This is a genomic window from Archangium sp., assembly GCF_045802675.1.
GTDB lineage: Bacteria > Myxococcota > Myxococcia > Myxococcales > Myxococcaceae > Archangium.
In genome coordinates, this window is record NZ_JBJMQO010000128.1 from 15,344 (window position 1) to 36,478 (window position 21,135).

A 21,135-nucleotide genomic window follows, 5' to 3' on the forward strand; every position below is an offset into this window, starting at 1 on the left:
CCGGCTATTTCACGCAGATGAGTGGAACCGCGGGGGGGCTGTTGAGCAGGTCCACCCAGTAGTCGGAGCCGAACCTCACCACTCCCTCGGGCTCCACGTCCATCCCCTGCCAGAGGACCTGGCTGAAGCCCGCCTCGCGCATCGCCGAGAGGATGGCCTCGTGGCTCCAGCAATGGGCCGTGACGTCGATCTCCTTGTCGGCCAGGTGCGAGACGAGGCGGACGGGAGCTCCTTCCGGCAACGGCTCGACGCCCGCGTGCTGGCGCTGGACGGGCACGAGCCTGAAGCCGTACTTCCCGTAGTAGTCCTCGCGCGCGAAGCGGGCCTCGGGGTTCACCAGCACGGTGACGAAGCGTCCCCCGGGCCGGAGGGCGGCGGACGTGCCCTGGCACATGGCTCGAAGCTCCTCCAGGTTCCGCGCGTAGGGCAGCACGTAGATGCCCGTCACGACGTCGAAGGTCCCGAGCCTCCCCGCGTTGCGGGCGTCGTCGAGCACGTACTCGATTCCCAGAGGCTCCTCGGCCTCGCGAGCCCGGGCGTAGTCGAGCATCTTCGGAGAGATATCCAGGCCGACGACCCGGGCCGCCCCGCGCCGCACGAGCCTCCGGGTATAGAGCCCGGCGCCGCAACCCAGGTCGAGCACGGAGCGGCCCGTGATGTTGCCCAGGGCCTCGAAGAACGAGGGCGCCTCGACGTAGCGGCGGTAGTGGAAGTTCTCGTCGTCCTCGTAGGCGCGGACGAAGGCATCGAATTGGGTCTGCGGGTTCACAACACCTCCACGGCGAGATCCAGGCGCGGCTCGGCGCGGCCCGAGGGCCAGCCGTCGAGCTCGCCCTCCCAGCGCACCTGGGCCCGGGGGGAGAAGCGTACGCCCCGGCGCCCCCACTGGCCCACGAGAACCTCCAACCGCAGCGATGCCTCCGCCTCGTGCCGCAGGCCGTGGGACACGGTGAACGTGGGGGACCAGGCGGCCTCCAGGCGCACCGCGTTGGCCAGCGAGCCGGGCAGTCCCACGCGCTGCGAGTAGGAGAGCCGGGGCCCCACCGCGGGCGTGGCGTCCTCGAGCCCCCAGCGCAGCGCGGCCCGGGCACCCAGGCCCAGCGCGGCGTAGTGCTGGAAGCGGGGGCCCTCGTCCACCACGAGGAGCGCCTCGCCCTGGACGGTGGCGCGGTAGGGCAGCTCCCGCCCCGGCTCCTCCGTGTCGAGCCGCAGCTCCATGCCCCAGCCCAGCTCGTCGAGCAGGGTGCGCCGGTGCCAGGGCGGCTCGCGCAGCAGCGTGCGGTAGCCCAGCAGGGTGAGCCGCGAGTCCAGCACGCGAGGCAGCCCGCGCCTCGGCTCCACGCGGACCTCTCCGTCGAGCACGCGCAGCTCGCTGCTGGGCCGGAAGCCGTGCAGGTAGGACTCGCCCAGGGCCTCGCTCAGCCCCGCCGTGCGCAGGCCCACCACCGGCCGCGCGTGCCCCGAGGGAGACACGTCCACGCCCAGCATCACCGCCGTCCGCGCCGCGCCCGAGGCCGGCAGGGAGAGGGTGGCGAGGTCCTGTTCCGCTCGCACCTTCATCGCGCGGTCTCGCTCCAGGAAGGCCAACGGGTCCACGTCGGACAGGGACCCCTCGTGGAGTCCGCCCTGTATCTCGGTGGCGGTGACGAAGGCGGCCTCGGTGGCCTGCGCCCGCGCGAGCGTGCGTGCCTCCTCCGGAGTGGGCTCGCGCCGGTCCGCGGTGGCCAGCGCCTGCTGCAGCAGGGCGATGCGGTCGAGCGTCGCCAGCTTGCGCTGCAACACGTCCTCCCGCTCGAAGAGGAGCTGGCGCTCGACCACTTCATCGATGGTGGCCGGCAGGCTCTGGTGGATTTTCACGAGCTGGGCGCGCTCCACCTTCAGCCGTTCGTCCTCGGCCCGGTCCACCTCCGAGCGCTCCACCCGCACCGACCAGGCGATGTACGCGTGCAGCTTCGTCCGCGTGTCCTCGCGCTCGGTTTGCGGCACGGAGGCGAGCACCTCCTCCACCAGCGCGGGCAGCCGCGTCCAGGCCTCGTGGCGCTTCCCGGGCTCGGAGGATTGGAGCCGCCGGTGCAGCAGGCGCAGCCGTGCGCGCAATCCAGGGCCCACCCGCGTCGCCAGTTGCTCGAGCGTCTCCTCGCGGGCCTCCTGGGCCCGGGCGGCGCGCTCGCCGGTGGACTCGAAGTTGTCCGGGATGTGCTCCAGGAAGGGTTGGGGCCCCCGGGCGAACGCATCCAGCGTGGCCCCGGGCGCCACCCAGAAGGACCCGGGCGCGCGGACCTCGCGGCCCTCCTCCAATGCGCCATTGACGAGGAAGAGGAGCGCGCTCGCGCAGTTGTCGGTCAAGAAGTAGTAGGCCATGTAGCCGCGCCGCTCCATCTCCCAGACGCGCTCCATGAGCCGCACCTGCTCGCTCGGGGTGAGGCGCAGGCGGAAGCGCCGGATGGTGCGCTGCTCCAGCTCCAGCGTCTCGTGCGACAGGTCTCCCATCGTCGAGGTGAGGAAGCCCAGCGAGAAGCCTCCGGACATTCCCCGCACCACGTAGCGCGGGCCTCCCGACTCCATGCCCGTCATCGCCACGGGCTGAATCACCGCGCCGAAGCCGGGCCCCTGCGTGACGGCGCCCTCGCGCCACACCGGCCGCATCAGCAGGTGGCCGAAGAGGGACTCGGGCTGACGGCCCGTGGAGGCCACGAGGAGCAGCTCGAAGTGCGACAGCTCCCCGGTGTTGGCCCACATGTCGAAGGCGGGGCAGTCCCCGCGCGGCGCCAGCGTCCCGAGTCCACTCTTCTCCAGGAGCTCGCCGAGCGCCCGCGCCTTGGAGAACTCCTGGCAGCGCACCCGCTCCTCCACGGAGAGCGCCTCCTCGCGGAGCGACTCCACCGGGACGAACAGCTCCTCGGCGAAGGTGACCAGGTCCAGCGACGCGCTCTTGTGCCCGCGCGCCCGGCTGAAGGCCCCCTCGTAGGTGAGGAGCGACTCCTCGGTGAGGGTGAGCGGCCGCTCGAAGGGACGGAGCCAGCCGGACAGCCGGCGCCAGCGCGCCTCCCGGCTCCAGTGCCGCGCGTCGTCCCAGCGCTGCATCACCGCGTGCACCACCGCGCGCCGGCGCCACAGCCGCTCCAACTCCCCGTCCGTGAGGCGTGCCGTGCGCAGCGTGGCCCTCCGCTCCTGGGAGGGCACGAAGGCGTAGAGGTGGAAGCGCTGACGGCCCTCGCTCCAGTCCGGCCGCCGCTCGGAGTCGTTGCCCATGCCGAGCGGCGCCGGCTCTTCGTGCAGCACCAGCTCCAGGGGGCCGCCGGGCACCTGGCGCAGGGCGGGGGGCAGCGCGGCCAGTCCGGCCTCCACCTCGGCCACGAGCGCCGCGTCCTCGGAGGCGGGCGCGCGCAGCACCAGGCCGTGCTCCGTCTCCAGCGTGTGGACGCGCTCGGCGAGCGTCTGCGCGGCGGCGGGCAGCGCCACCACCAGCCCCGTCACCAGTGCCGCGAGGCCCCTCATTCAACAATCCCGTGGGCGGCGAGGAACGCGCGCCGATCCTCCCGCAGCGCGGGCTCGGCGCTCGCGAGCTGGCCCACGCGCTCGAGCCAGCTCAGGGCGCGCTCGGGCGTGAGCGCGGAGGTGTCGGCCAGCGTGAGCAGCTCCTGGCGATGCTCGCGCAGCAGGCGGCCGAAGACGCGGAGGTTCTCGCGGCGGATGCGCGCCATGGCGGCGAGGTCCTCGATGCTGGGGCCGGCCCCGAGCGCCAGGTCCTCGCGGAGTTGATGGGTGCGCGCGCGCAGGTACGCCTGGGCGGCCTGTCCCACGTTCGCCGGAGGCGGAGGGCCCACGGGCACGGCGTGGAGGATCTGCCAGAAGGCCATGCCCAGCCCGCCCACGGTGGCGCCCACGAGCGAGAAGGAGAGCACGTTGCCATTGCTCTGACTGCCCTGGCTGCTCTTGGACGACTCGCTGCTGTTCTCCGAGCTGGGTTTGGAGGCCTCGGAGCTGGGCTTGGACGCCTCGGAGCTGGCATTCGAGCTCTTCGAGCCGAGCTGCGAGGTCTCCGAGGACTGGGACTGGCTGGACTTGGACTGGCTCGAGTTGGAATTGGACTGGCTGGAGTCGCTCTTGGTCGACTGGCCGGAGTTGGACTGGCTGGAGTCGGCCTTGGTCGACTGGCCCGAGTTGCCCGAGCCCGAATCTCCCGTGTTGGAACCCGCCGAGGAGTCGGCGGCGCTCATGGCGCCCGAGCCCACCGCTCCCGGTGTCTGACATCCCGCGACCAGCAGCCAGGCGATGGCCCCGGCGACGCGCGTCCTCTGCCTCTTCATCGTGCCCCCTGAATCGATGTTCGTTCGCCGACAGCCTAAGCCAGTGCCGTGCCGGGTGTTCGCGTTCGAACTTTCGTGGGGTTGCGAGGGCTGGGGCGGGGCGCGTGCGAAGCGGACCTCGCGGCGGTGTGCAGGCGGGTGCACGAGGCCTGCGCATGACGCGGTGCGATGGCGCACCGGGCCACGCCGTCCGCCCGTCAGTGCACGACGGTGACGGGACGGCCCGCGTGCTGGACCACGCGGTCGCTGACGGAGCCGAGCAACCACTTCCCACCGGGGTTGAGGCCGCGGGCGCCGACGACGAGGTGGTCCGCGCCGAGCTTCTCGGCCATGGAGACGATGGTATCGGCGGGGCGGCCGATCTCCACCACCTTGTCGACCTGGGTCTTGGGAAGGTCGGCGGCGACCTCATCGAGCATGCGGCGCACGGCCTCCATTTCCTCGGGAGTGCGCTGGGGGCCGGCGATGAGCTCCGCATCGAGGAAGCCGAAGTTCACGACGCGGGGGGGCTCGAGCACGAAGAGGAGGGTGATGCGCGAGCCCGTCTGCTGCGCCAGGTCGTGGGCGAAGCGCGCGGCCTTGCGCGAGGTCTCCGAGCCGTCGATGGCGACGAGGATGTGGTGGATCACGTCCGCTCCTCCTGGGAAGGCATCGGGGGCGAGGACCCCCATACCGTCAGGGTGGGGCGGGGCACGCCAGGGGCAAGTCGGAACCCCGCCCGGGTTGTCGAAGATGCGGCCAGCGGCTGCCCGGCGGGATGCCGGCCGGGGCGGCGGACCAGGGCAAGCCTACGGGGCGGCGCTCAGCGGACGACGTCCTCGGCCTGCCACTGCTCCGCGGGCTGCTGGTGGAGGGCCCAGTAGCGCTCGGCGAGCTTGTCCGGCGCGAAGGGCGTTCCCGGTTGGATGAGGCCGCAGATGGTGACGGTGGAGACGTGGATGCCGTCGGGGCGCAGCTCCTTGGCGAAGCTCAAGGCGAGCGAGCGGATGCCAGCCTTGCCGATGGCGAGTGAGGCATACAGGGGCGAGGGGTCGAGCGCGAGCCCGCCGCCGCTGAGCAGGATGGTGCCGCGGCGGTTCGAGCGCATGCTGGGGAGGACGGCCTGGACGGAGGCCGCCGCACCGATGACGTTCACCTTGAACTCCTCGACGAGGATGTCGGGGGAGAGCTGGCTGGGCAGCCCCTGGCGGAGGACGGCGGCGTTGTAGACGAGGACCTCGGTGGCGCCGAGCTGCCGCTCCACCTGGGCGATGGCGCGCTTCACGTCGTTCGCGTCGCTGGCGTCGACGGTGAAGGTGGCGCTCTCGATGCCTTCCCGGGAGAGCTCCTGACTGAAGCCCTCGAGCGCCGCGCGCTTGCGGGCGAGCAGGGCCACCCGGAAGCCCTCGCGTCCGAAACGCCTGGCCAGAGACACCCCGAGCCCGGGTCCGACTCCTACAATCGTACAAACCGGCTGCGTACCCATCATCCCTCCATGAGGATGCCCTCCGTGCACAGGAGGGCCGGGGCGAGGCTAGTCCCTGCGCGCCCGCACCGTGCATCAATAAGGGGACGGCAGCGGCCGAAACCCACGCAACAGGACAGTCGCCTCAGGGCTTGATGGTGGTGACGAACTTCGTCTTGCCGCCCTGCACCTCGAGAATCACGGCCTGCTTCACCGCGTCGCGGTTCTCGTCGAGGTTGATGGTGCCGGCCACGCCGGGGAAGTCCTTGGTGGAGGCGATGGCGTCGCGGATGGCCGCGCCCGACAGGTTGGGGGCGCGCTTCATCGCGTCGATGGCGAGCCGCGCGGCGTCATAGGCGAGGGCCGCCACGCTGTCGGGCACCGCGCCGTAGGCCGCCTTGTACTTCGCGATGAACTCCTGCACGCGCGGGTCCGGGTTATCCACCGAGTAGTGGTTGGAGTAGTAGCTGCCATCGAGCGCGGCGCCGCCCAGCTCGAAGAGCTTGTCGGACTCCCAGCCATCGCCGCCGAGCAGCGGCACCGTCAGCCCCAGCTCACGCGCCTGCCGCGCGATGATGCCCACGTCCGTGTAGTAGCCGGGCACGAAGAGGGCCTGCGGCTTCACCTTCTTGAGGGCGGTGAGCTGCGCGCGGAAGTCCGTGTCGCCCTTCGAGTAGCTCTCGTTGCCGACGATGGCGCCACCCATCTCGGAGAACTTCCGGCTGAACACGTCGGTGAGGCCCACCGAGTACGCGCTCTTGTTGTCCTGCAGCACCGCCACCTGGTTGAGCTTGAGGTGGTCACGGGCGAACTTCGCCATCACGTAACCCTGGAAGGGGTCGATGAAGCAGACGCGGAAGATGTAGTCGCCCCTGCGGGTGACGGCGGGGTTGGTGGACGAGGGCGTAATCATCGGCACCCCGGCCGCCTGGGCCTTGTCCGCCATGGCCATGGAGTTGGACGAGGCGGCCTCGCCGAGGATGACGGCCACATGGTCCTGGGAGATGAGGCGCGTGGCGGCCTGGGCGGCCTCCTCGGGCCTGCCCTGGCTGTCGTAGACGCGCACGGCGAGCTTCTTGCCCTTCACCCCGCCCGTGGCGTTCGCCTCGGAGATGGCCATGGCGATGCCGTTGCGAGCGGAGACGCCGAAGGTGGCCTCGCTGCCCGTGAGGCTGCCCACCTGGCCCAGGAGAATGGTGTCCTCGTTGCCCGGAGTCCCCCCGGTGGAGGCCGCGGCCGGCGTGGCGGGAGGCGTGGAAGAGGGCGCGGGCTGCGTCTTCTTCTCACAGGCGGCCACCAGCACGGTGAGCGCGGCGAGGAGCAACGGGACGGCGGGACGGCGCATGCGGACTTCCTCCAGAAACCCAGGCGCCCGCCTTCTAGCGCACTCCGCCGTCCCTGGCATGCCGGGAGGGCGGTGATGGCGGCTTCACACTTGGAGGGACGAGGCGCCGTCTTCGTGCGCACGGCAGCCTTCGCTCGTATATAGCGGCGCGAACACCCCTACCCCTGCCGTTGGAGGCTACACCGATGAAGCTCTATTACACGCCCGGCGCCTGCTCGATGAACCCGCACATCATGCTGCGCGAAGCGGGCCTCAAGTTCGAGCTCGAGCTGGTCGACCTGGGCGCGCACAAGACCGCGAAGGGCAAGGACTTCTACAGCGTCAACCCGAAGGGCTATGTGCCGGCGCTGGAGCTGGACAATGGCCAGGTGCTCACCGAGAACCCGGCCATCGTGCAGTACATCGCCGACCAGAAGCCGGAGACGAAGCTCGCGCCCGCCAACGGCACGCTGGAGCGCTACCGCCTGCAGGAGTGGCTGGGCTTCATCGGCACCGAAATCCACAAGGGCTACGGCCCGCTCTGGAACCCCAACGTCTCCGAGGCGGACAAGAAGGCCACCTTCGACAGGCTCACCAAGCGCTTCGAGTTCATCAACAAGAGCCTCGAGGGCAAGCAGTACCTCATGGGTGACCACTTCACCGCGCCGGACGCCTACGTGTTCGTGATGCTCCAGTGGGCCCAGCACCACAAGCTGGACCTGAGCCGGTTCGCCAACCTCAAGGCCTATGGGGAGCGCATCGCCGCGCGGCCCGCCGTCAAGGCCACGCTCGAGGCCGAGTTCGGCAAGCAGTAGGCCAGCCAGCCGTTCCGGGAGGCCTGTTTCACGGGCCTCCCCCACCTGGTGGCTCCTGCCCATGACGGGCTCCGTGTAGACTGCGCCGTCATGGACCGGACCGAGAGTATCCGCGCGCTGACGGACGAGCTGAGCCGTGCGGGGCGCTTCTTCTTCGAGCGCGGCTGGGTGCCCGCCACCGCGGGCAACTTCTCGGCTCGCCTGGACGCCCACCAGCTGCTCATCACCGCCTCCGGCCGCCACAAGGGCGAGCTGGACGCGGAGGGGTTCCTGCTCGTGGGGCTGGACGGCGAAGTCCTCTCGCCGGGCCGCAAGCCCTCGGCCGAGACCGGGTTGCACCTGCAGCTCTACCGGAGGGCGCCCGAGCTCGGGGCGGTGCTGCACACGCACTCGCTACACGCCACGCTGCTCTCGCGCCTGAGCCCCGGTGGGGTGGTGCTCGAGGGCTATGAGGTGCTCAAGGCCCTGCCGGGCGTGGTCACCCACGAGGTGCGTCTGGAGGTGCCCGTCTTCCCCAACGACCAGGACATCCCCCGACTCGCGGCCCGCGTGGAGGACTACATGCGCGAGCACCCGGGCCTGCCTGGCTACCTCATCGAGGGCCATGGCTTCTACACGTGGGGGCGCACGGTGGCGGATGCCCGGCGGCATATGGAAGCGTTCGAATTCCTGTTTGAGTGTGAATGGGAGATGAGGAAACTGAAGCGATGAGCGAGCTGACAGTCTTCGACGACACCGAGAGCCAGAGCCCGCGGGTCCACACCCGGGACTTCGACACCATCCGGCGCGAGCTGGACACCGTGGGCATCCATTTCGAGCGCTGGGAGGCGCGCCAGCCGCTGAAGCCCGGGGCGTCCCAGGCGGAAATCCTCGAGGCCTACCAGGACTCGGTGGAGCGGCTGAAGAAGGAGCGGGGCTTCAAGACGGCGGACGTGCTGAGCATGGTGCCGGGCCACCCGGACAAGGTGGCGCTGCGCAACAAGTTCCTCCACGAGCACACGCACAGCGAGGACGAGGTGCGCTTCTTCGTCGAGGGCCAGGGGCTCTTCTGCATCCACAAGGCGGGCCGCGTCTTCAACGTGCTGTGCGAGAAGGGGGACCTCATCGCCGTGCCGGATGGGACGCCGCACTGGTTCGACATGGGCCCCCAGCCGCGCTTCACCGCCATCCGCCTCTTCACCAACACCGAGGGTTGGGTGGCCCGTCCCACCGGCAGCGACATCGCCTCGCGCTTCCCCCGCTTCGAATAGCCACATGGTCCAGGCCATCGTCACCGACATCGAGGGCACCACCTCGAGCCTGTCCTTCGTCAAGGAAGTGCTCTTCCCGTACTCGGCGCGCCAGCTGCCCGGTTTCGTGCGCGCCCACGGACAGCGGCCCGAGGTGCGCCAGCTCCTGGACGAGGCCCGCCAGCTGGCCGGTGGCGCGCTGGACGATGAGCAGCTGGTGGCCACGCTGCTGCGGTGGATGGACGAGGACCGCAAGCTCGGGCCCCTGAAGGCCTTGCAGGGGCTCATCTGGGAGGAGGGCTATCGCCAGGGCGACTTCCAGGGCCATGTCTACGAGGACGCCGTCCGCGGGCTGCGCGAGTGGCACGCCCGGGGAATCCGCTTGTATGTCTATTCCTCGGGCTCGGTGCGGGCGCAGAAGCTGCTCTTCGGCCATACGCGCTTCGGCGACCTGACGCCGCTCTTCCGCGGGTACTTCGATACCGGCATCGGCGGCAAGAAGGAGAGCGCCTCCTACGCGGCCATCGTCCGGGAGCTGGGGCTGCCCGCGGCGGAGGTGCTCTTCTTGTCGGATGTGAGAGAGGAGCTCGACGCGGCCGCCGCGGCGGGCCTGCGCACCGCGTGTCTGGTCCGGGGCGAGGGGCCCGAGGTGGCTCCAGGCCCCCATCCGGTGGCCCACGGCTTCGACGAGCTCCAGCCGTAGGGCATACTGTCCCGGTTCCATCACCGAAGCACGCAGACGAGGAAGACACATGGATGCCAAGGGCAAGGTCGTCGTCGTCACGGGTGCCACGAGCGGGCTTGGCCAGGCTGCCGCCATCGATCTCGCGAAGCGCGGTGCGCGGGTCCTGGTCGTGGGCCGGGACGCCGCGCGCGCGAACGAGACGCTCGAGCAGATGAAGAAGGCGGGCGGTGACGGCGAGGTCATCCTCGGCGACGTCTCGACGGTCGCCGGAGCGCGCAAGCTCGCCCGGGCCATCCTCGAGAAGGCGCCGAGGCTCGACGTGCTCATCAACAACGCGGGCGGCACGTTCAAGACCGAGTCGAAGACGGCCGAGGGCATCGAGACCACGTTCGCGCTCAACACGCTCGGCGCGTTCGTCCTCGAGAAGGAGTTGCACGGCGCGCTCGCGGCGGCGAAGGGGCGCGTCGTGAACCTCGCCACCGGCTTCCTCGACAGCTTCCCCGTCGAGGTCGACGAGCTGGTGGCGCCGAAGAAGTACGCGGGCCTGGCGCAGTACGGCCGCAGCAAGCAGGCGTCGGTCATGATGACGGTGGAGCAGGCGAAGCGCTACGCGGCCGAGGGCGTGAGCGCGGTGTCGCTCCACCCGGGCGTCATCATGGGCACGCGCTTCGGTGGCGGGCAGCCCAAGGTGATGCAGCTGCTCGCGGGTCCCCTGATGCGGCTCATCGGGCTCGGCTGCACCCTCGAGGAGGCACAGCGCCGTTTCTTCGTCGCCGCGTTCGGCGACGTCCCGAATGGCAGCTACATCGTGAATGGCAAGCCCGCCGAGCTGCCCAAGCAGGTGAAGGACGAGGCCGTGCGCGCGAAGGTCTACTCGCTCCTCGAGAAGCTCGCCGTCTCTCCCTCCGCCTGACGCCGGGAGGAGCGGCACGTTCCCACGGGGCTGGGACACACGTTGGGCTGCTGGTAGGCTCGGGCCCAGCTGATTGCGCCGCAAACGCCTTGCGGGGAGAGTGGCCGCGAGTGCCCATCCACACCCTGGCTCGCCGACTCCCGCTGCTGCTCGCGGTGGCCGCCCCGTTCCTCACCTGCTGGCTCTTCCTCGCCACGTATGTCCTGCCCGCCCGGCTCGCGCCCCATGTGTTGGACCTGAGCGGGACGTGGAAGCTCCAGGAAGGGGACGGGGCGGGGTGGGCGGAGCCGGCGTATGACGACTCGGGGTGGGGGGAGCTCCGGCTACCCGGCGGGTACTCCACCGAGGGCCATCAGGCGCCCCGGGCGTGGGTCCGCAAGCGGTTCGACCTCCCCGCCGCGCTGCGGGACAAGCCGCTGCTCTTCACGCTGGGCGGGGTGCGAAGCGGCCGCGCGTCCATCTTCGTGAATGGACACGAGGTGGGCCAGACGGATGCGTCCTTCCGGGGACTCAAGGGCGAGGTGGACGGGCTGGAGGCCTGGACGGTGGACGTGCGGGACGTGCGTCCGGGTTCCAACGTGCTCGCCATCCGTTTCGAGTGGACGGTTCCCGGAGATGATGGCGTGGTCGACGCGCGCTTGTTTCTCGGGGCGCAGGAGCAGCTGGCGCCGTATTTCCTGCGCGCGAGTGATACCCGCCGGTTCTTCCAGTACGGAGCGCTCGCCCTCTTCGCGTTCATGCTGGTGCTGCTGGGCCTGTTCATGAGCCGGGAAGCCGAGCCCACCCGGCGCGCCCTGCGGCGCTCCACCTTCTTCGTGGTCGCCTCGGCGGCGCTCTACCTGGCCGTCCGTATCGGGCTGCTGCCCCTGACGCAGTCCTCTCGCGCCACGATCACGGTGCTCACCGTCTCGGTGACGGGCTTCGTCTGGGCGATGATGGAGTTCTCCCAGCAGTATTGCCTCGAGCGCATCACCCGCTTCGGGAAGCTCCACCGCGTCATCTGTGGCGTGTCCGCGGGCGCCTTCCTGGCGGCGTACGCGCTCGGCCCGCCCGCCGCTTCCGCCAGGCTCTACCAGCTCTTCGCCCCCTACATCCTCGGGTGCATCCTGTACGCGACGGTGCTCACGGCGGCCACCCTGCGTCGCCGCAAGCGCTCGTCCGACCTGGTGTTCGCGGCCGCCGTTCTGTGCATCCTCGGTGCGGGCGTCGTGGATGTGCTCACCGACCTCTATGTGGTGCAGGCGCCCCGCCTCACCGCGATGGCCATCATCAACCTGGGGCTGTGCGCGGGAGCGCTGCTCATCGCGGACTTCATCCAGCTCAGCTACATCAACGAGACGCTCTCGGCGCGTCTGGCGCGGGCGAACACGGAGCTCGCGGAAGCGCTGGCCCGCGCCGAGGAGGCCGCCCGGCTCAAGAGCGCGCTGCTGGAGGACCGGCTGGCCACGGTCGGCTCCCTGGCCAGCGGGATGGCCCATGAGATCAACAATCCCATGGCCTACGTGACGGCGAACCTGGCGTTCCTCTCCAAGCAGCTGCCGCAGCTGGCCACCTCCGCGGAAGTCGGGAGCCACGCGGGCAGCGAGCTGGCCGAGCTGGGGGAGATCGCGGCGGAGAGCCTGGACGGCGCGCGGCGGGTCAACGACATCGTCCGGGAGTTGAAGCTCTTCGCTCGTGGGAGCGGTGAGGAGAAGTCGGAAGCGGTCGACGTGCAAGCCGTGCTCAGGAGATCCTTGAAGCTCGCGTTGCCCGAGCTGGAGTACCGCGCCCAGGTGGTGCTGCAATTGGAGGAGGTGGCTCCGGTGCTGGGCAGCGAATCGCGGCTCGGCCAGGTCTGTCTCAACCTGCTGCTCAACGCCGCCCAGGCGATGGCGGAGGGAGACGCCAGCCGGAACCAGCTCGTGGTGCGCACCCGCGCGCGCGAGGATGGCTGGGTGGTGCTCGAGATCTCCGATACGGGCCGAGGCATCTCCTCGGAGGCGCAGCGAAGGCTGTTCGATCCGTTCTTCACCACCCGACCCGCCGGAGAGGGGAAGGGGATGGGGCTTTCCATCTGCCACGGCATCGTCAAGCAGCTGGGCGGGGAGATCCAGGTCGAGAGCGTGATGGGGCGGGGCAGCCTGTTCCGCGTCGTCCTGCCACCGCATTCCATGCGCGCTTGATGCTCACCGCGAGGGCGCGAGCTCCTCGGTGCTCCTCATGGGGCTTCCGGACGCTGCTGAGCCTCAGAGCACCTTGCTGGCGACGGCGTCGAAGAGGAGGTTGGGCACCCACTTCGCCACCTCGACGGCGCGGGCCATGGGCCAGGGGAAGCCGTACTCGTCCTGGCCGCGGAGAATGGCCTGCGCCATCAACTCCACGGCGGGCTCGGCCTCCAGGAGGAAGGGCATGGTGTGCTGGATGCCGGCCGTCATCTCGGTCTTCACGAAGCCGGGCTTGATGCAGGTGACGCGCACCCCGGTGCCGTGCAGGTCCACCCGCAGGCTCTCCAGGAAGGTGTTGAGGAACGCCTTGGACGCCGAGTAGGCCGCGTTCTGCGGCAGGCCCCGGCAACTCGCCAGGCTGGAGACGCCCACCAGATGCCCGCGGTTGCGCTCGACCATCCGGGGCAACACCGCCGTCAGCGTGGCCACCGCCCCGGTGACGTTCACGTCGATGACCTTCTTCGCGTGCTCCCACGGGAAGTTCTTGCCGTCCGTCTGCCCGCCCACGCCCGCGTTGGCCACCACGAGGTCCAACCCTCCACAGGCGTCGTCCAGCTCGCGCACGCGCTCGAGCGTGGCCTCCGCGTCGGAGACATCCAACTCCACGGGCTCGATGTGCGCGCCGGCCTCCTTCGCCTCTTGTGCGAGTGCCTCCAACTGGGGGCGGCGTCGCGCGGCGGCGTACACCTTCACGCCCTGCTTGCCGAACCACAGCGCCAGACCGCGCCCCAGGCCGCTGGAGGCCCCCGTCACCAGGGCCGTCCGATAGCTCATCTCCGTCATGGGCTTCCTCCTCTGGGGTGGGGCTTAGCGCGGGGGCTCGGCCGCCGCCAATGGGGAGAGTGCCCCGGCTGTTGGTATCCGGGTGCTCTGGCTCGTGGAGTCCCGGTGATTCCCAACACTCGCACCCGCTCGGAGTCGGGGGCAGCCCGCGAGCCGCGCCGCCCACCGGAATCCCGGGGCAATTGCCTCCTCTCCAGCCGGGAGTGACCTTCGGTACGGCTGAAAAGGGGGGGAGCAATGCAGAGACATTCACGCAACGGAAGACATGGCGCGGCGCTGTGGGCCCTGGCGCTCGGAATCCTGCTCGCCGCATGTGGAAGTACCCTCGAGGAGGAACCCACGGCGGAGGTCGCGGCGAAGTCCTCGCTGGAGGCCGGATGGAAGGCTCCGTGCCCACCGCCGCTGGGCACCGCGGTGGACGGGCCCTCGGTGGCCTTCGATGGCAGGAATCATCTCGTGGTCTGGAGAGATACCCGCTCCGGGGGCATCTTCGGAGCGCGGGTGAAGCCGGACGGCACCGTCCTCGAGCCGGGAGGATTCCTGATCCACGAATCCGACAAGGGGAAGTCGGGCACGCCGAAGGTCGCCTTCAATGGCACTCATTACGTGGTGGTCTGGGACGGGATCGAAGAGATCGCCGGCATCCGCGTGGCTCGGGATGGCACGGTCCTGCCCCCGAAGTTCTTCATCACCGGTGGAGACGAGTTCAACGGCCCGCTCGGGCTCGCCTGTGCTCCGGGACTGTGCATGGTCGCCTATCGCGGGTTCGGCAGCGCCGGGACCGACATCACCTTGAAGCGGATCGCGAGCGACGGGACGGTGCTCGAGCCGGCCCTCCTGGTCTCGGGGCGTGAGGTCGATTTCGTGACCGATCCCGCGGTGGCCTGGGATGGAAAACAATTCCTCGTCGTCTGGACGGATGGACGAAACGGAAGCGAAACCCCGGACATCTTCGGCGACCGGGTCCTCCCCGATGGGACCGTGTTGGATCCAGGTGGCTTCCCCATTGCCGTGGAGCCCGGTGAGCAGCGTCATCCCGACGTGGTCTGGAGCGGCCGGCGCTTCGTGGTCGTCTGGGATGACACCCGCAATGGCACCCATGACATCTTCGGCGCCCGGGTCAACCCGAAGGGGAGGGTGGAGGAACCGGACGGGATTCCCATCTCCGTCGGACCCGGCGAGCAGACCTTCCCCCAGGTGGCCCACCACGAGGGCAAATCCCTGGTGGTCTGGGGCGACACGCGCTCGGGTGCCAGCCGCATCTGGGGAGCGCGGGTGAAGGAGGACGGCTCGGTGGTGGAGTCCTCCGGCGTGCGCCTCTCGCGCGGGGACTTCGCGGAGGAGTTCCTCCCGAGCGTGGCGGTGGGTTCCGGCCGCTACCTCATTCCCTACGCGGGCGGTTCCACCGCGGACCCCGAGACCCCGCACGACATCCTGGCCGTCCGGATGAAGACGGACGGCACGGTGCTCGACTCGCCGGAGATCCTCCTCACCGCGGACCTGGGCGGAGACCTGCTCGTCTCGAATGGCATCGACGCCAGCGTGCACCGCTATGACGGGACCACGGGCGCCTTCGAGGAGATCTTCGTGGCCCCGCATAGCGGCGGGTTGGACAATCCCCAGGCCCTCGTCTTCGGCCCGGATGGGAACTTGTACATCGCCAGCTTCGGGAGCCGGAACGTGCTCCGTTACGATGGGAGGACGGGCGCCTTCCTGGATGTCTTCGTCCCGCCCGGCAGCGGCGGGTTGGGCGCGCCCGGGGAGCTCGCCTTCGGTCCGGATGACAACCTGTACGTCAGCGACAGCTTCTTCGGCACCAACAGCGTGCTCCGTTACGACGGGAAGACGGGGGCCTTCCTGGGCGTCTTCGCCTCGGGCGGGGGCCTGTCGGTTCCGCAGCGGCTCGCCTTCGGCTCGGGATTCCTCTTCGTGCAGAGCGTGCTGAGCAGGGACGTCCTGCGCTACGACGGGAAGACGGGCGCCCCACGGCCCGCTCCAGGGCAGAGCGGAGCGATCTTCATTCCTGGCGTGGACGCCATCGCCCTGACGATTGGCCGGGACGGCCGCCTGTACGTGACCACCCGAGCGGATGAGGTGCGACGGTACAACGCCAGGACGGGCGCTTTTCTCGGCGTGTTCGTCCCGGCCGGCAGTGGCGGATTGAGCGACGGGAACGACATGGAGTTCGGCCCGGATGGGAACCTCTACATCCCCGACTTCCTGCCCTCCTCGGTGCTCCGCTATGACGGCAGGACGGGGGCCTTCCTCGGCCCCTTCGTGCCCCCCGGTAGCGGCGGCCTGTCCTTCCCCGTCACCCTGACCTTCATGCCCACGTTCGACCCTCGCTCCTGCCGGGCCACGGGGCATGACCTCGGGGAGCCCTGAGCGGGAGGAAGACCTCGAGCACCGGGCGTCTCACTTCACGGTGAGGCGCCCGGTGGTCCGAATATCGCGGGGACTCGCACACCCAGCTCATGCCGGAGATGGTCGGCGCTCGCTCGCTTGGGTTTGAACCTGACGAGCTGCAGCCATACCCCGTTGAGCGAGCTGGCGGACTCCCGGTGCTCCATCCCGCTCGCTCCTCAAGCCAGGCGGATGCGGCGATCGTCCCAGGTCGTGAGCGGGTCGAGCGAGGGGGTCAACCCACGCGACAAGCCTGGCGGCCGAGCAGCTCAGGCCCTGCCCTCACGGAGCACTCCAAGTGTGCCAGCGCGAGGATGCTCCAAGGGCATGTCCCTTCATGGGAGTGGCGTTGGGATGGACGGACCGCCCATACCTCCCGGGAGGTACAGACAGGGGACTGCCTGGGCTTTACGGGAAAGGGACCATGTTTTTGGACGCCTGGGGTGGTCCCTGCCCCGGTCGTGGAAGGACACTGCGATGAACCTCGACTCGCGCGAACAGGCGCTCACCTTCGAGTTGATGGAGGCACTTTCCAGCTCTTTGGATCTCTCACAGGTGCTGCCGCTTGCTCAGGGGGTGATGTCCCGGCTCATCCAGGCCGATTATGTGGCGCTGTGCGTGTCCAAGCCGGGCCGCCCCACCGAGTACGACTGGTTGGTGACGGAAATGCCGGCGGCGTTCTTCACCCACTACCCCGAGATGGCCGCAGAGGACTTCGTGCGTGACGCGGTGGTGCGCCACCCGAACGTGGTCCTGCGGGATACGGAGATGTTGCCGCGCAAGGAACTGACTCGCAGTCTGCTGTATCGACGCTGCAAGGACCTGGGCATGCCGTTGGAGCACGTCATGTCGGTCATGCTGGACGTGAACGAGGACTGGCATGGCGGCCTCACACTGTACCGCCGCGATCGACGCCATGATTTTTCCGATCGGGACCGGGCTGTTCTCCAATGGCTGACACCCATCCTGGCGCGCACGGTGCGCCGCTGCCGGATGTTCGGTACGGTGGCGACCAGCAGCCAGATCCTGGATGCGCTTTTCGACCAGGGCACCGCGTTTGTCGTGCTGACCCCGCCCTGCACCGAGAAGATGCGCACGACTTGCGCCACCCAACTTCTGGAGAAGTGGTTCGACCCGTCCGACTGCGGGCCCTTGGGTTTTCCCAAGGTGCTGTTGGAGCACCTCGCCTTGCTGGTGGGCATGCAAGGCGCGGGATTCAATGTGGATACCTGGGTGCGTTGGGGCTCGGACGAGAACCTCAAGGTGACGTTCGTCCGGCTCCCGGATCAGGGGGGCACGCCACAGTGGGCGCTGCTCTTCCAGGAGATTCCGCACTCCATCCCCCTTCCCGTGGACCTGCGCTTGCGACTCACCGAGCGACAGGCCGAGATCGTGGAGTACGTGCTTCGGAACTGGGACAACCGACTCATCGCCCAGGAACTGGGCCTCACCTGGTGGACGGTGAAGACACACGTGCGGAACATCTTCGAGAAGCTGGGCGTGGAAAGCAGGGCCGACCTCATGTACCAGGCGGCGTGGCGGCGAAAGCCTGTTTGAAGAGGTACGGGCAGGCCTGGAGTCCAATTCCATCCTGCCCGTGACCTTGTCGGATGAGCCGCCCTCAGGGTTGCTTCTGCAATTGCACTGTCAGCGACGTCATTCCACCCGAGGCGCCCAAGCTGACAGTGCCTGTGGTGAATTGCTGTTCGGTGAACCGGTAGCCGAGCGTATCGGTGATGGTGTCGTTGCTGCTGATATCACTGTCCCACAACTGGAACACCCACTGCCCCGCCAGCAACTGGCTTGCCTTCGCGGTACACCCACCCGTGGTCCACGCCGGGGAGTAGCTCTCCACCTCGAAAGTCGCGGTCGAGGAGGACTCTCCCGGACACTGCATCCAGACGAAGACATCTGGTGCGGAGCCATCACCGTCCCAGGAGGAGCCGTTGTCGCTGGAGGCGACCCGGGCCGAGACGGGCTGGACGCGCCAGACACTGTTGGGATCCACGCCGCACGTCTGGTCCGTCTTGCATACCTGGGTGGAACCACAGGCCACGCACGCAGTTCCCGCCTTGCCACAGGCGGAAGCGGTGTTGCCCGTCTGGCAGGTATTGTTGAAGCAACAACCCGTGCAATTCGAAGCGCTGCACTTCTGCGTCGTGCCGGTGCTTCCGCCCGTATTGCCATTTCCTGGAGTGCTGTCATCACCGCCGCAGCCAACCAGTGCCGACAGCGCGATTGCTACCACTGCGAGAAGCCTGTTCATGTCTTTTCGATGGATGGGGGGTATGGGAGGGTCACTCTGGGAAAATGGGACTCTCAGTAGCGCGGCAGCCAAGGCAGGTTGTCGGAGGGCCGGCCGTCCGCATGGGTCCGCAGGTATGGGGGACTGGTCCGGACGACGCCCACTTTGCTCATCGCCGACCGGGTACTCTCGCCTGTTTTGACATTATCAGGATTGAGCCAGCGCATCTTCTCGATGTGCTCGTGCTTGCTGCCACCTGACGACATGTGGATCTCGGTGATGTAGACCATGATGATTTCTCTCGATGACGGTGGGCACAACACCGGGACCGGGCTCGCCCCCCAAGAGCCCGTCCCGGACGCACTGGCTACCGCCAGTGCTCGAAGCGCAAGATGTGCCGCGAAGGCTCGCGGTGTCTGTACCGCTCAAGAGGTATGTGCCGCGTGCTCCCCGGTCTTCTCGGAGAAGAAGCCGGTGTAGAGCGCGCGCGTGATGCGCGCCGAGAGCAGGAGGGCGGACTGTTCCTCTGGCTCCGTCAGCGAGCGCAGCACCGAGGCCAACTCCGCCACATGGTGGCTGTCCGCGTCCGCATGGCCGCGCAGGAAGGTGACAGCCTTGCGGATGTTCGGAATGGTATTGGCCGCGAGCAGGTGCTCGACGCTCCCGCGGGCGCGTTGCACGGAGAGGTACTCCAGCACGTAGGCGGTGCCGAGGAACGCGGCGGGCACGCCGGACAGCGTGGTGTAGTGGTTCCACGCGATGTATGCGTCGACCGCGGGGCCGCGCTTCGCGCCTTTGGCCCGCCCGGCTGGCCACCCCAGGTTCTTCAGGTCCGCCAGCAACCACCGCTCGTGCCCGCGCTCCTCCGCTGCCTTCCGCAGGAGCAGCTCCGCCAACCGGGGATGCTGGCCCAGACGCTCCATGCGGTAACTCGCCTCCGTCAGCAGGGGCGTGGTCCACCGCACGTAGTGGTAGGTCTGGACCAGGTAGTGGGCATAGTCGGCGGCATCGATACTCCCCTCGAAGAGCCTCCGGGCGGCCGGGTGCGCGTCCAGCGTCTCCACGAGCATGCGCGCTTCGCGCTCCAGGAGCTCCATCCAATCCGTCCGCGCCGGTGTTCCAGTCTGGGAATTCATACACGTCTCCTGTCAGGGGCCGTTGGCGGCCCTTTGAGGTTCGAGGTGGAGGTGAAAGAGAGGGCGTGTCGCGGCCGGCTCAGGCGGCGCAGCAGGTGTCTGGGCTCGGGGGGTCGAACCGGGCCAGGGTGCCGGGTGGAATCTCATCCAGCGCGGCGACGAGCGGCAGGGAGAATCGTCGGAAGCCCGCATCGTAGAGAGGCTCGGCGATGAAGCGCGCCCCCATCTTCTGGGCGAAGAGCGAAAGAACCCGGGGCAGCCTCAGTTCATCCAACCGCCCCTGCCGGGCACGGGCCCTCTGCGACGGCGTGTAGAGGGGCGCGCTCGGAATGTCCGGAGGCTCGGAGGGCGCGCGGGCCAGCACGCGCCAACGCTGACTCACCCAGCCCTGGTGTGCCGCCACCTGGTAGACGAGGCGCGCGTCCTCGGCCGAGTCCGTCTCCATGTTCGCGGAGGCAATCCAATGCGTGACACCGCGCCGCCGGCTCTCCTGGTACAGCCCGGCCTGCAGCCTCACGAGCACCTCGGAGTGGCGCCATTCCTTGACGATGCAGAAGCGCGTGCTCTCCGCGAACAGAAGACCGGGACCGCCCACGTCCGACAGGTCCAGCTTCTGCTCCAACTCGATGCCCAGGTGCGCCTTCATGGCGAGCGCCACCTCGGGGTTGGGGAGCAGCAGCCGTGAGGTGGCCACCGGGGTGTCCTCCGCGTAGACCACGAGATGCACGGTGGTCTCCAACGTATCGAAGCCACTCACCTCCCGGGGCACCGGCGGCGCGGGTCTTCCGAGCAGCTTCAACTCCGCTCCGAAGACAGCCCAACGGACCCTGAGCGCGTCATCGAGCTGACGCTGGGTGGTGGCGACACGGCAACACAGTGACGTCATGGTCTTCCTCCCGTGAGACGAGGCGGGGGCCCGGCATTTCTCCGTGCCCCTGTTCTTTCTTCGTCGCCGGAGGCCGAAGTTCGCGGAGTGTTTCCTTTCGTCACTCTCCCCGGGGCCTACCACCCGGGTGGTACTGCCTCCCGGCCTGTTTGGGCCCAACCTGCTCCGCGAGGTAGGTGGGGCTCCCGGTCGAACTCCATGGCTCGGTGACGAAGGAACTGGCGAGACGTGGTGCGCTCCATGGTGGGCGAGAGAACCCTGGCGAGGAGAGGGGATGCGCTTTCCATCACTGGTGGATCAAATCTGTCTGCACGAGCGGGTCCTCCAAGGCGACCCGGTGGCTCCCGTCGACGTCTTCCAAGCCTTCATGGGGCCGCTCTTGAAAGTCCTCAACGGAGAGAGGGCGGGGATGACGGACGAGGCCTATGACTCCGCCGTGGACGCGGTGTTCTCCTACTTACGGGAGCCGGCGCGCTACGACCGCTCCCGTGCTCTCCTGTCCACCTATCTGACCGTGATTGCCAGGAAACGGATGGTGGACCGCTGCCGCAAGTCGAGCTCGCGCACCCGGCGGGATGATGCCTTCGCCAGCATTGTCGAACTCACGGCGGCGTCTCCGAATGAGGAGATGGAGCGGTCCGCGGAGGTGCGACTCATCCTGAAGCGACTCGAGGAACACATACCGGCCCCGCGGGACCGGGAAGCCCTCCGGCTCGTCTTGTGGAGCGAGCGGGCAACCGAGCGCTTCGCGGAGGTGC

20 protein-coding genes are annotated in these 21,135 nt (G+C 68.9%); 9 read left to right on the forward strand and 11 right to left on the reverse strand.

Annotated elements, in window-relative coordinates; all coding sequences use genetic code 11:
* Window positions 1-4 precede the first annotated feature (4 nt).
* The 6 genes from ACJ8AN_RS35315 to ACJ8AN_RS35340 all read right to left on the reverse strand — a co-directional run bounded on the left by ACJ8AN_RS35315 (window position 5) and on the right by ACJ8AN_RS35340 (window position 7,099).
* The gene (locus ACJ8AN_RS35315) at window positions 5-769 is read right to left on the reverse strand and encodes a class I SAM-dependent methyltransferase (RefSeq protein WP_407759972.1); all 765 of its coding nucleotides are present in this window, start codon (window positions 767-769) and stop codon (window positions 5-7) included.
* Complete coding sequence (locus ACJ8AN_RS35320; RefSeq protein WP_407759973.1) at window positions 766-3,498, reverse strand: DUF4105 domain-containing protein; 2,733 nt, start codon at window positions 3,496-3,498, stop codon at window positions 766-768. Before ACJ8AN_RS35320 ends, ACJ8AN_RS35315 begins: the two co-directional genes overlap by 4 nt.
* Complete coding sequence (locus ACJ8AN_RS35325; protein ID WP_407759974.1) at window positions 3,495-4,310, reverse strand: hypothetical protein; 816 nt, start codon at window positions 4,308-4,310, stop codon at window positions 3,495-3,497. Before ACJ8AN_RS35325 ends, ACJ8AN_RS35320 begins: the two co-directional genes overlap by 4 nt.
* 197 nt (window positions 4,311-4,507) lie before the next feature.
* Complete coding sequence (locus tag ACJ8AN_RS35330) at window positions 4,508-4,939, reverse strand: universal stress protein (protein ID WP_407759975.1); 432 nt, start codon at window positions 4,937-4,939, stop codon at window positions 4,508-4,510.
* Between the two features lie 173 nt (window positions 4,940-5,112).
* Window positions 5,113-5,778 carry an SDR family NAD(P)-dependent oxidoreductase gene (locus ACJ8AN_RS35335; RefSeq protein ID WP_407759976.1) on the reverse strand — a complete coding sequence of 222 codons (666 nt, stop codon included), beginning with the start codon at window positions 5,776-5,778 and terminating at the stop codon, window positions 5,113-5,115.
* A gap of 121 nt (window positions 5,779-5,899) precedes the next feature.
* A complete protein-coding gene (locus ACJ8AN_RS35340; RefSeq protein ID WP_407759977.1) occupies window positions 5,900-7,099 on the reverse strand; it encodes an ABC transporter substrate-binding protein in 1,200 nt (399 codons plus the stop codon).
* A 185-nt stretch (window positions 7,100-7,284) separates the two neighbouring features.
* Here ACJ8AN_RS35340 and gstA point away from each other — a divergent pair, with 185 nt between their 5' ends.
* From gstA to ACJ8AN_RS35370, 6 genes are all read left to right on the forward strand, one after another.
* On the forward strand, window positions 7,285-7,893 hold the full coding sequence (gstA, locus tag ACJ8AN_RS35345; protein WP_407759978.1) for a glutathione transferase GstA: 609 nt from the start codon (window positions 7,285-7,287) through the stop codon (window positions 7,891-7,893).
* A gap of 90 nt (window positions 7,894-7,983) precedes the next feature.
* Window positions 7,984-8,604: a methylthioribulose 1-phosphate dehydratase gene (locus ACJ8AN_RS35350; RefSeq protein ID WP_407759979.1), complete on the forward strand. Its 621-nt coding sequence runs from the start codon at window positions 7,984-7,986 to the stop codon at window positions 8,602-8,604.
* Entirely contained in the window at window positions 8,601-9,143 is a 543-nt protein-coding gene (locus tag ACJ8AN_RS35355) for a 1,2-dihydroxy-3-keto-5-methylthiopentene dioxygenase (protein WP_407759980.1), read from the forward strand. The genes ACJ8AN_RS35350 and ACJ8AN_RS35355 overlap by 4 nt, the downstream gene beginning before the upstream one ends.
* Before the next feature lie 4 nt (window positions 9,144-9,147).
* Window positions 9,148-9,825 carry an acireductone synthase gene (mtnC, locus tag ACJ8AN_RS35360; protein WP_407759981.1) on the forward strand — a complete coding sequence of 226 codons (678 nt, stop codon included), beginning with the start codon at window positions 9,148-9,150 and terminating at the stop codon, window positions 9,823-9,825.
* Between the two features lie 49 nt (window positions 9,826-9,874).
* Window positions 9,875-10,720, forward strand: coding sequence for an SDR family NAD(P)-dependent oxidoreductase (locus ACJ8AN_RS35365; protein WP_407759982.1), 846 nt, complete (start codon window positions 9,875-9,877; stop codon window positions 10,718-10,720).
* Between the two features lie 110 nt (window positions 10,721-10,830).
* Entirely contained in the window at window positions 10,831-12,882 is a 2,052-nt protein-coding gene (locus ACJ8AN_RS35370) for an ATP-binding protein (protein WP_407759983.1), read from the forward strand.
* Between the two features lie 63 nt (window positions 12,883-12,945).
* On the opposite strand, the gene ACJ8AN_RS35375 is transcribed toward ACJ8AN_RS35370, so the two are convergent.
* Entirely contained in the window at window positions 12,946-13,707 is a 762-nt protein-coding gene (locus tag ACJ8AN_RS35375) for an SDR family NAD(P)-dependent oxidoreductase (protein WP_407759984.1), read from the reverse strand.
* A gap of 237 nt (window positions 13,708-13,944) precedes the next feature.
* Here ACJ8AN_RS35375 and ACJ8AN_RS35380 point away from each other — a divergent pair, with 237 nt between their 5' ends.
* Both ACJ8AN_RS35380 and ACJ8AN_RS35385 read left to right on the forward strand, forming a co-directional pair.
* Window positions 13,945-16,092, forward strand: coding sequence for a hypothetical protein (locus ACJ8AN_RS35380; RefSeq protein WP_407759985.1), 2,148 nt, complete (start codon window positions 13,945-13,947; stop codon window positions 16,090-16,092).
* Between the two features lie 495 nt (window positions 16,093-16,587).
* Window positions 16,588-17,667: a LuxR C-terminal-related transcriptional regulator gene (locus ACJ8AN_RS35385; RefSeq protein WP_407759986.1), complete on the forward strand. Its 1,080-nt coding sequence runs from the start codon at window positions 16,588-16,590 to the stop codon at window positions 17,665-17,667.
* A gap of 64 nt (window positions 17,668-17,731) precedes the next feature.
* Here the strand turns inward: ACJ8AN_RS35385 and ACJ8AN_RS35390 are convergent, their stop codons facing one another.
* The 4 genes from ACJ8AN_RS35390 to ACJ8AN_RS35405 form a co-directional block, all read right to left on the reverse strand.
* The gene (locus ACJ8AN_RS35390; RefSeq protein ID WP_407759987.1) at window positions 17,732-18,376 is read right to left on the reverse strand and encodes a hypothetical protein; all 645 of its coding nucleotides are present in this window, start codon (window positions 18,374-18,376) and stop codon (window positions 17,732-17,734) included.
* Window positions 18,377-18,429: 53 nt separating this feature from the next.
* Window positions 18,430-18,645, reverse strand: a complete 216-nt coding sequence (locus tag ACJ8AN_RS35395) for a DUF3892 domain-containing protein (protein ID WP_407759988.1) — start codon at window positions 18,643-18,645, stop codon at window positions 18,430-18,432.
* A 135-nt stretch (window positions 18,646-18,780) separates the two neighbouring features.
* Complete coding sequence (locus ACJ8AN_RS35400; protein ID WP_407759989.1) at window positions 18,781-19,491, reverse strand: iron-containing redox enzyme family protein; 711 nt, start codon at window positions 19,489-19,491, stop codon at window positions 18,781-18,783.
* Window positions 19,492-19,570: 79 nt separating this feature from the next.
* Window positions 19,571-20,377, reverse strand: coding sequence for a GNAT family N-acetyltransferase (locus tag ACJ8AN_RS35405; RefSeq protein ID WP_407759990.1), 807 nt, complete (start codon window positions 20,375-20,377; stop codon window positions 19,571-19,573).
* A 274-nt stretch (window positions 20,378-20,651) separates the two neighbouring features.
* Between ACJ8AN_RS35405 and ACJ8AN_RS35410 the strand changes: the two genes are divergently transcribed.
* Window positions 20,652-21,135 (forward strand): RNA polymerase sigma factor (locus ACJ8AN_RS35410; RefSeq protein ID WP_407759991.1); only part of this gene is annotated, 484 nt, incomplete at its 3' end.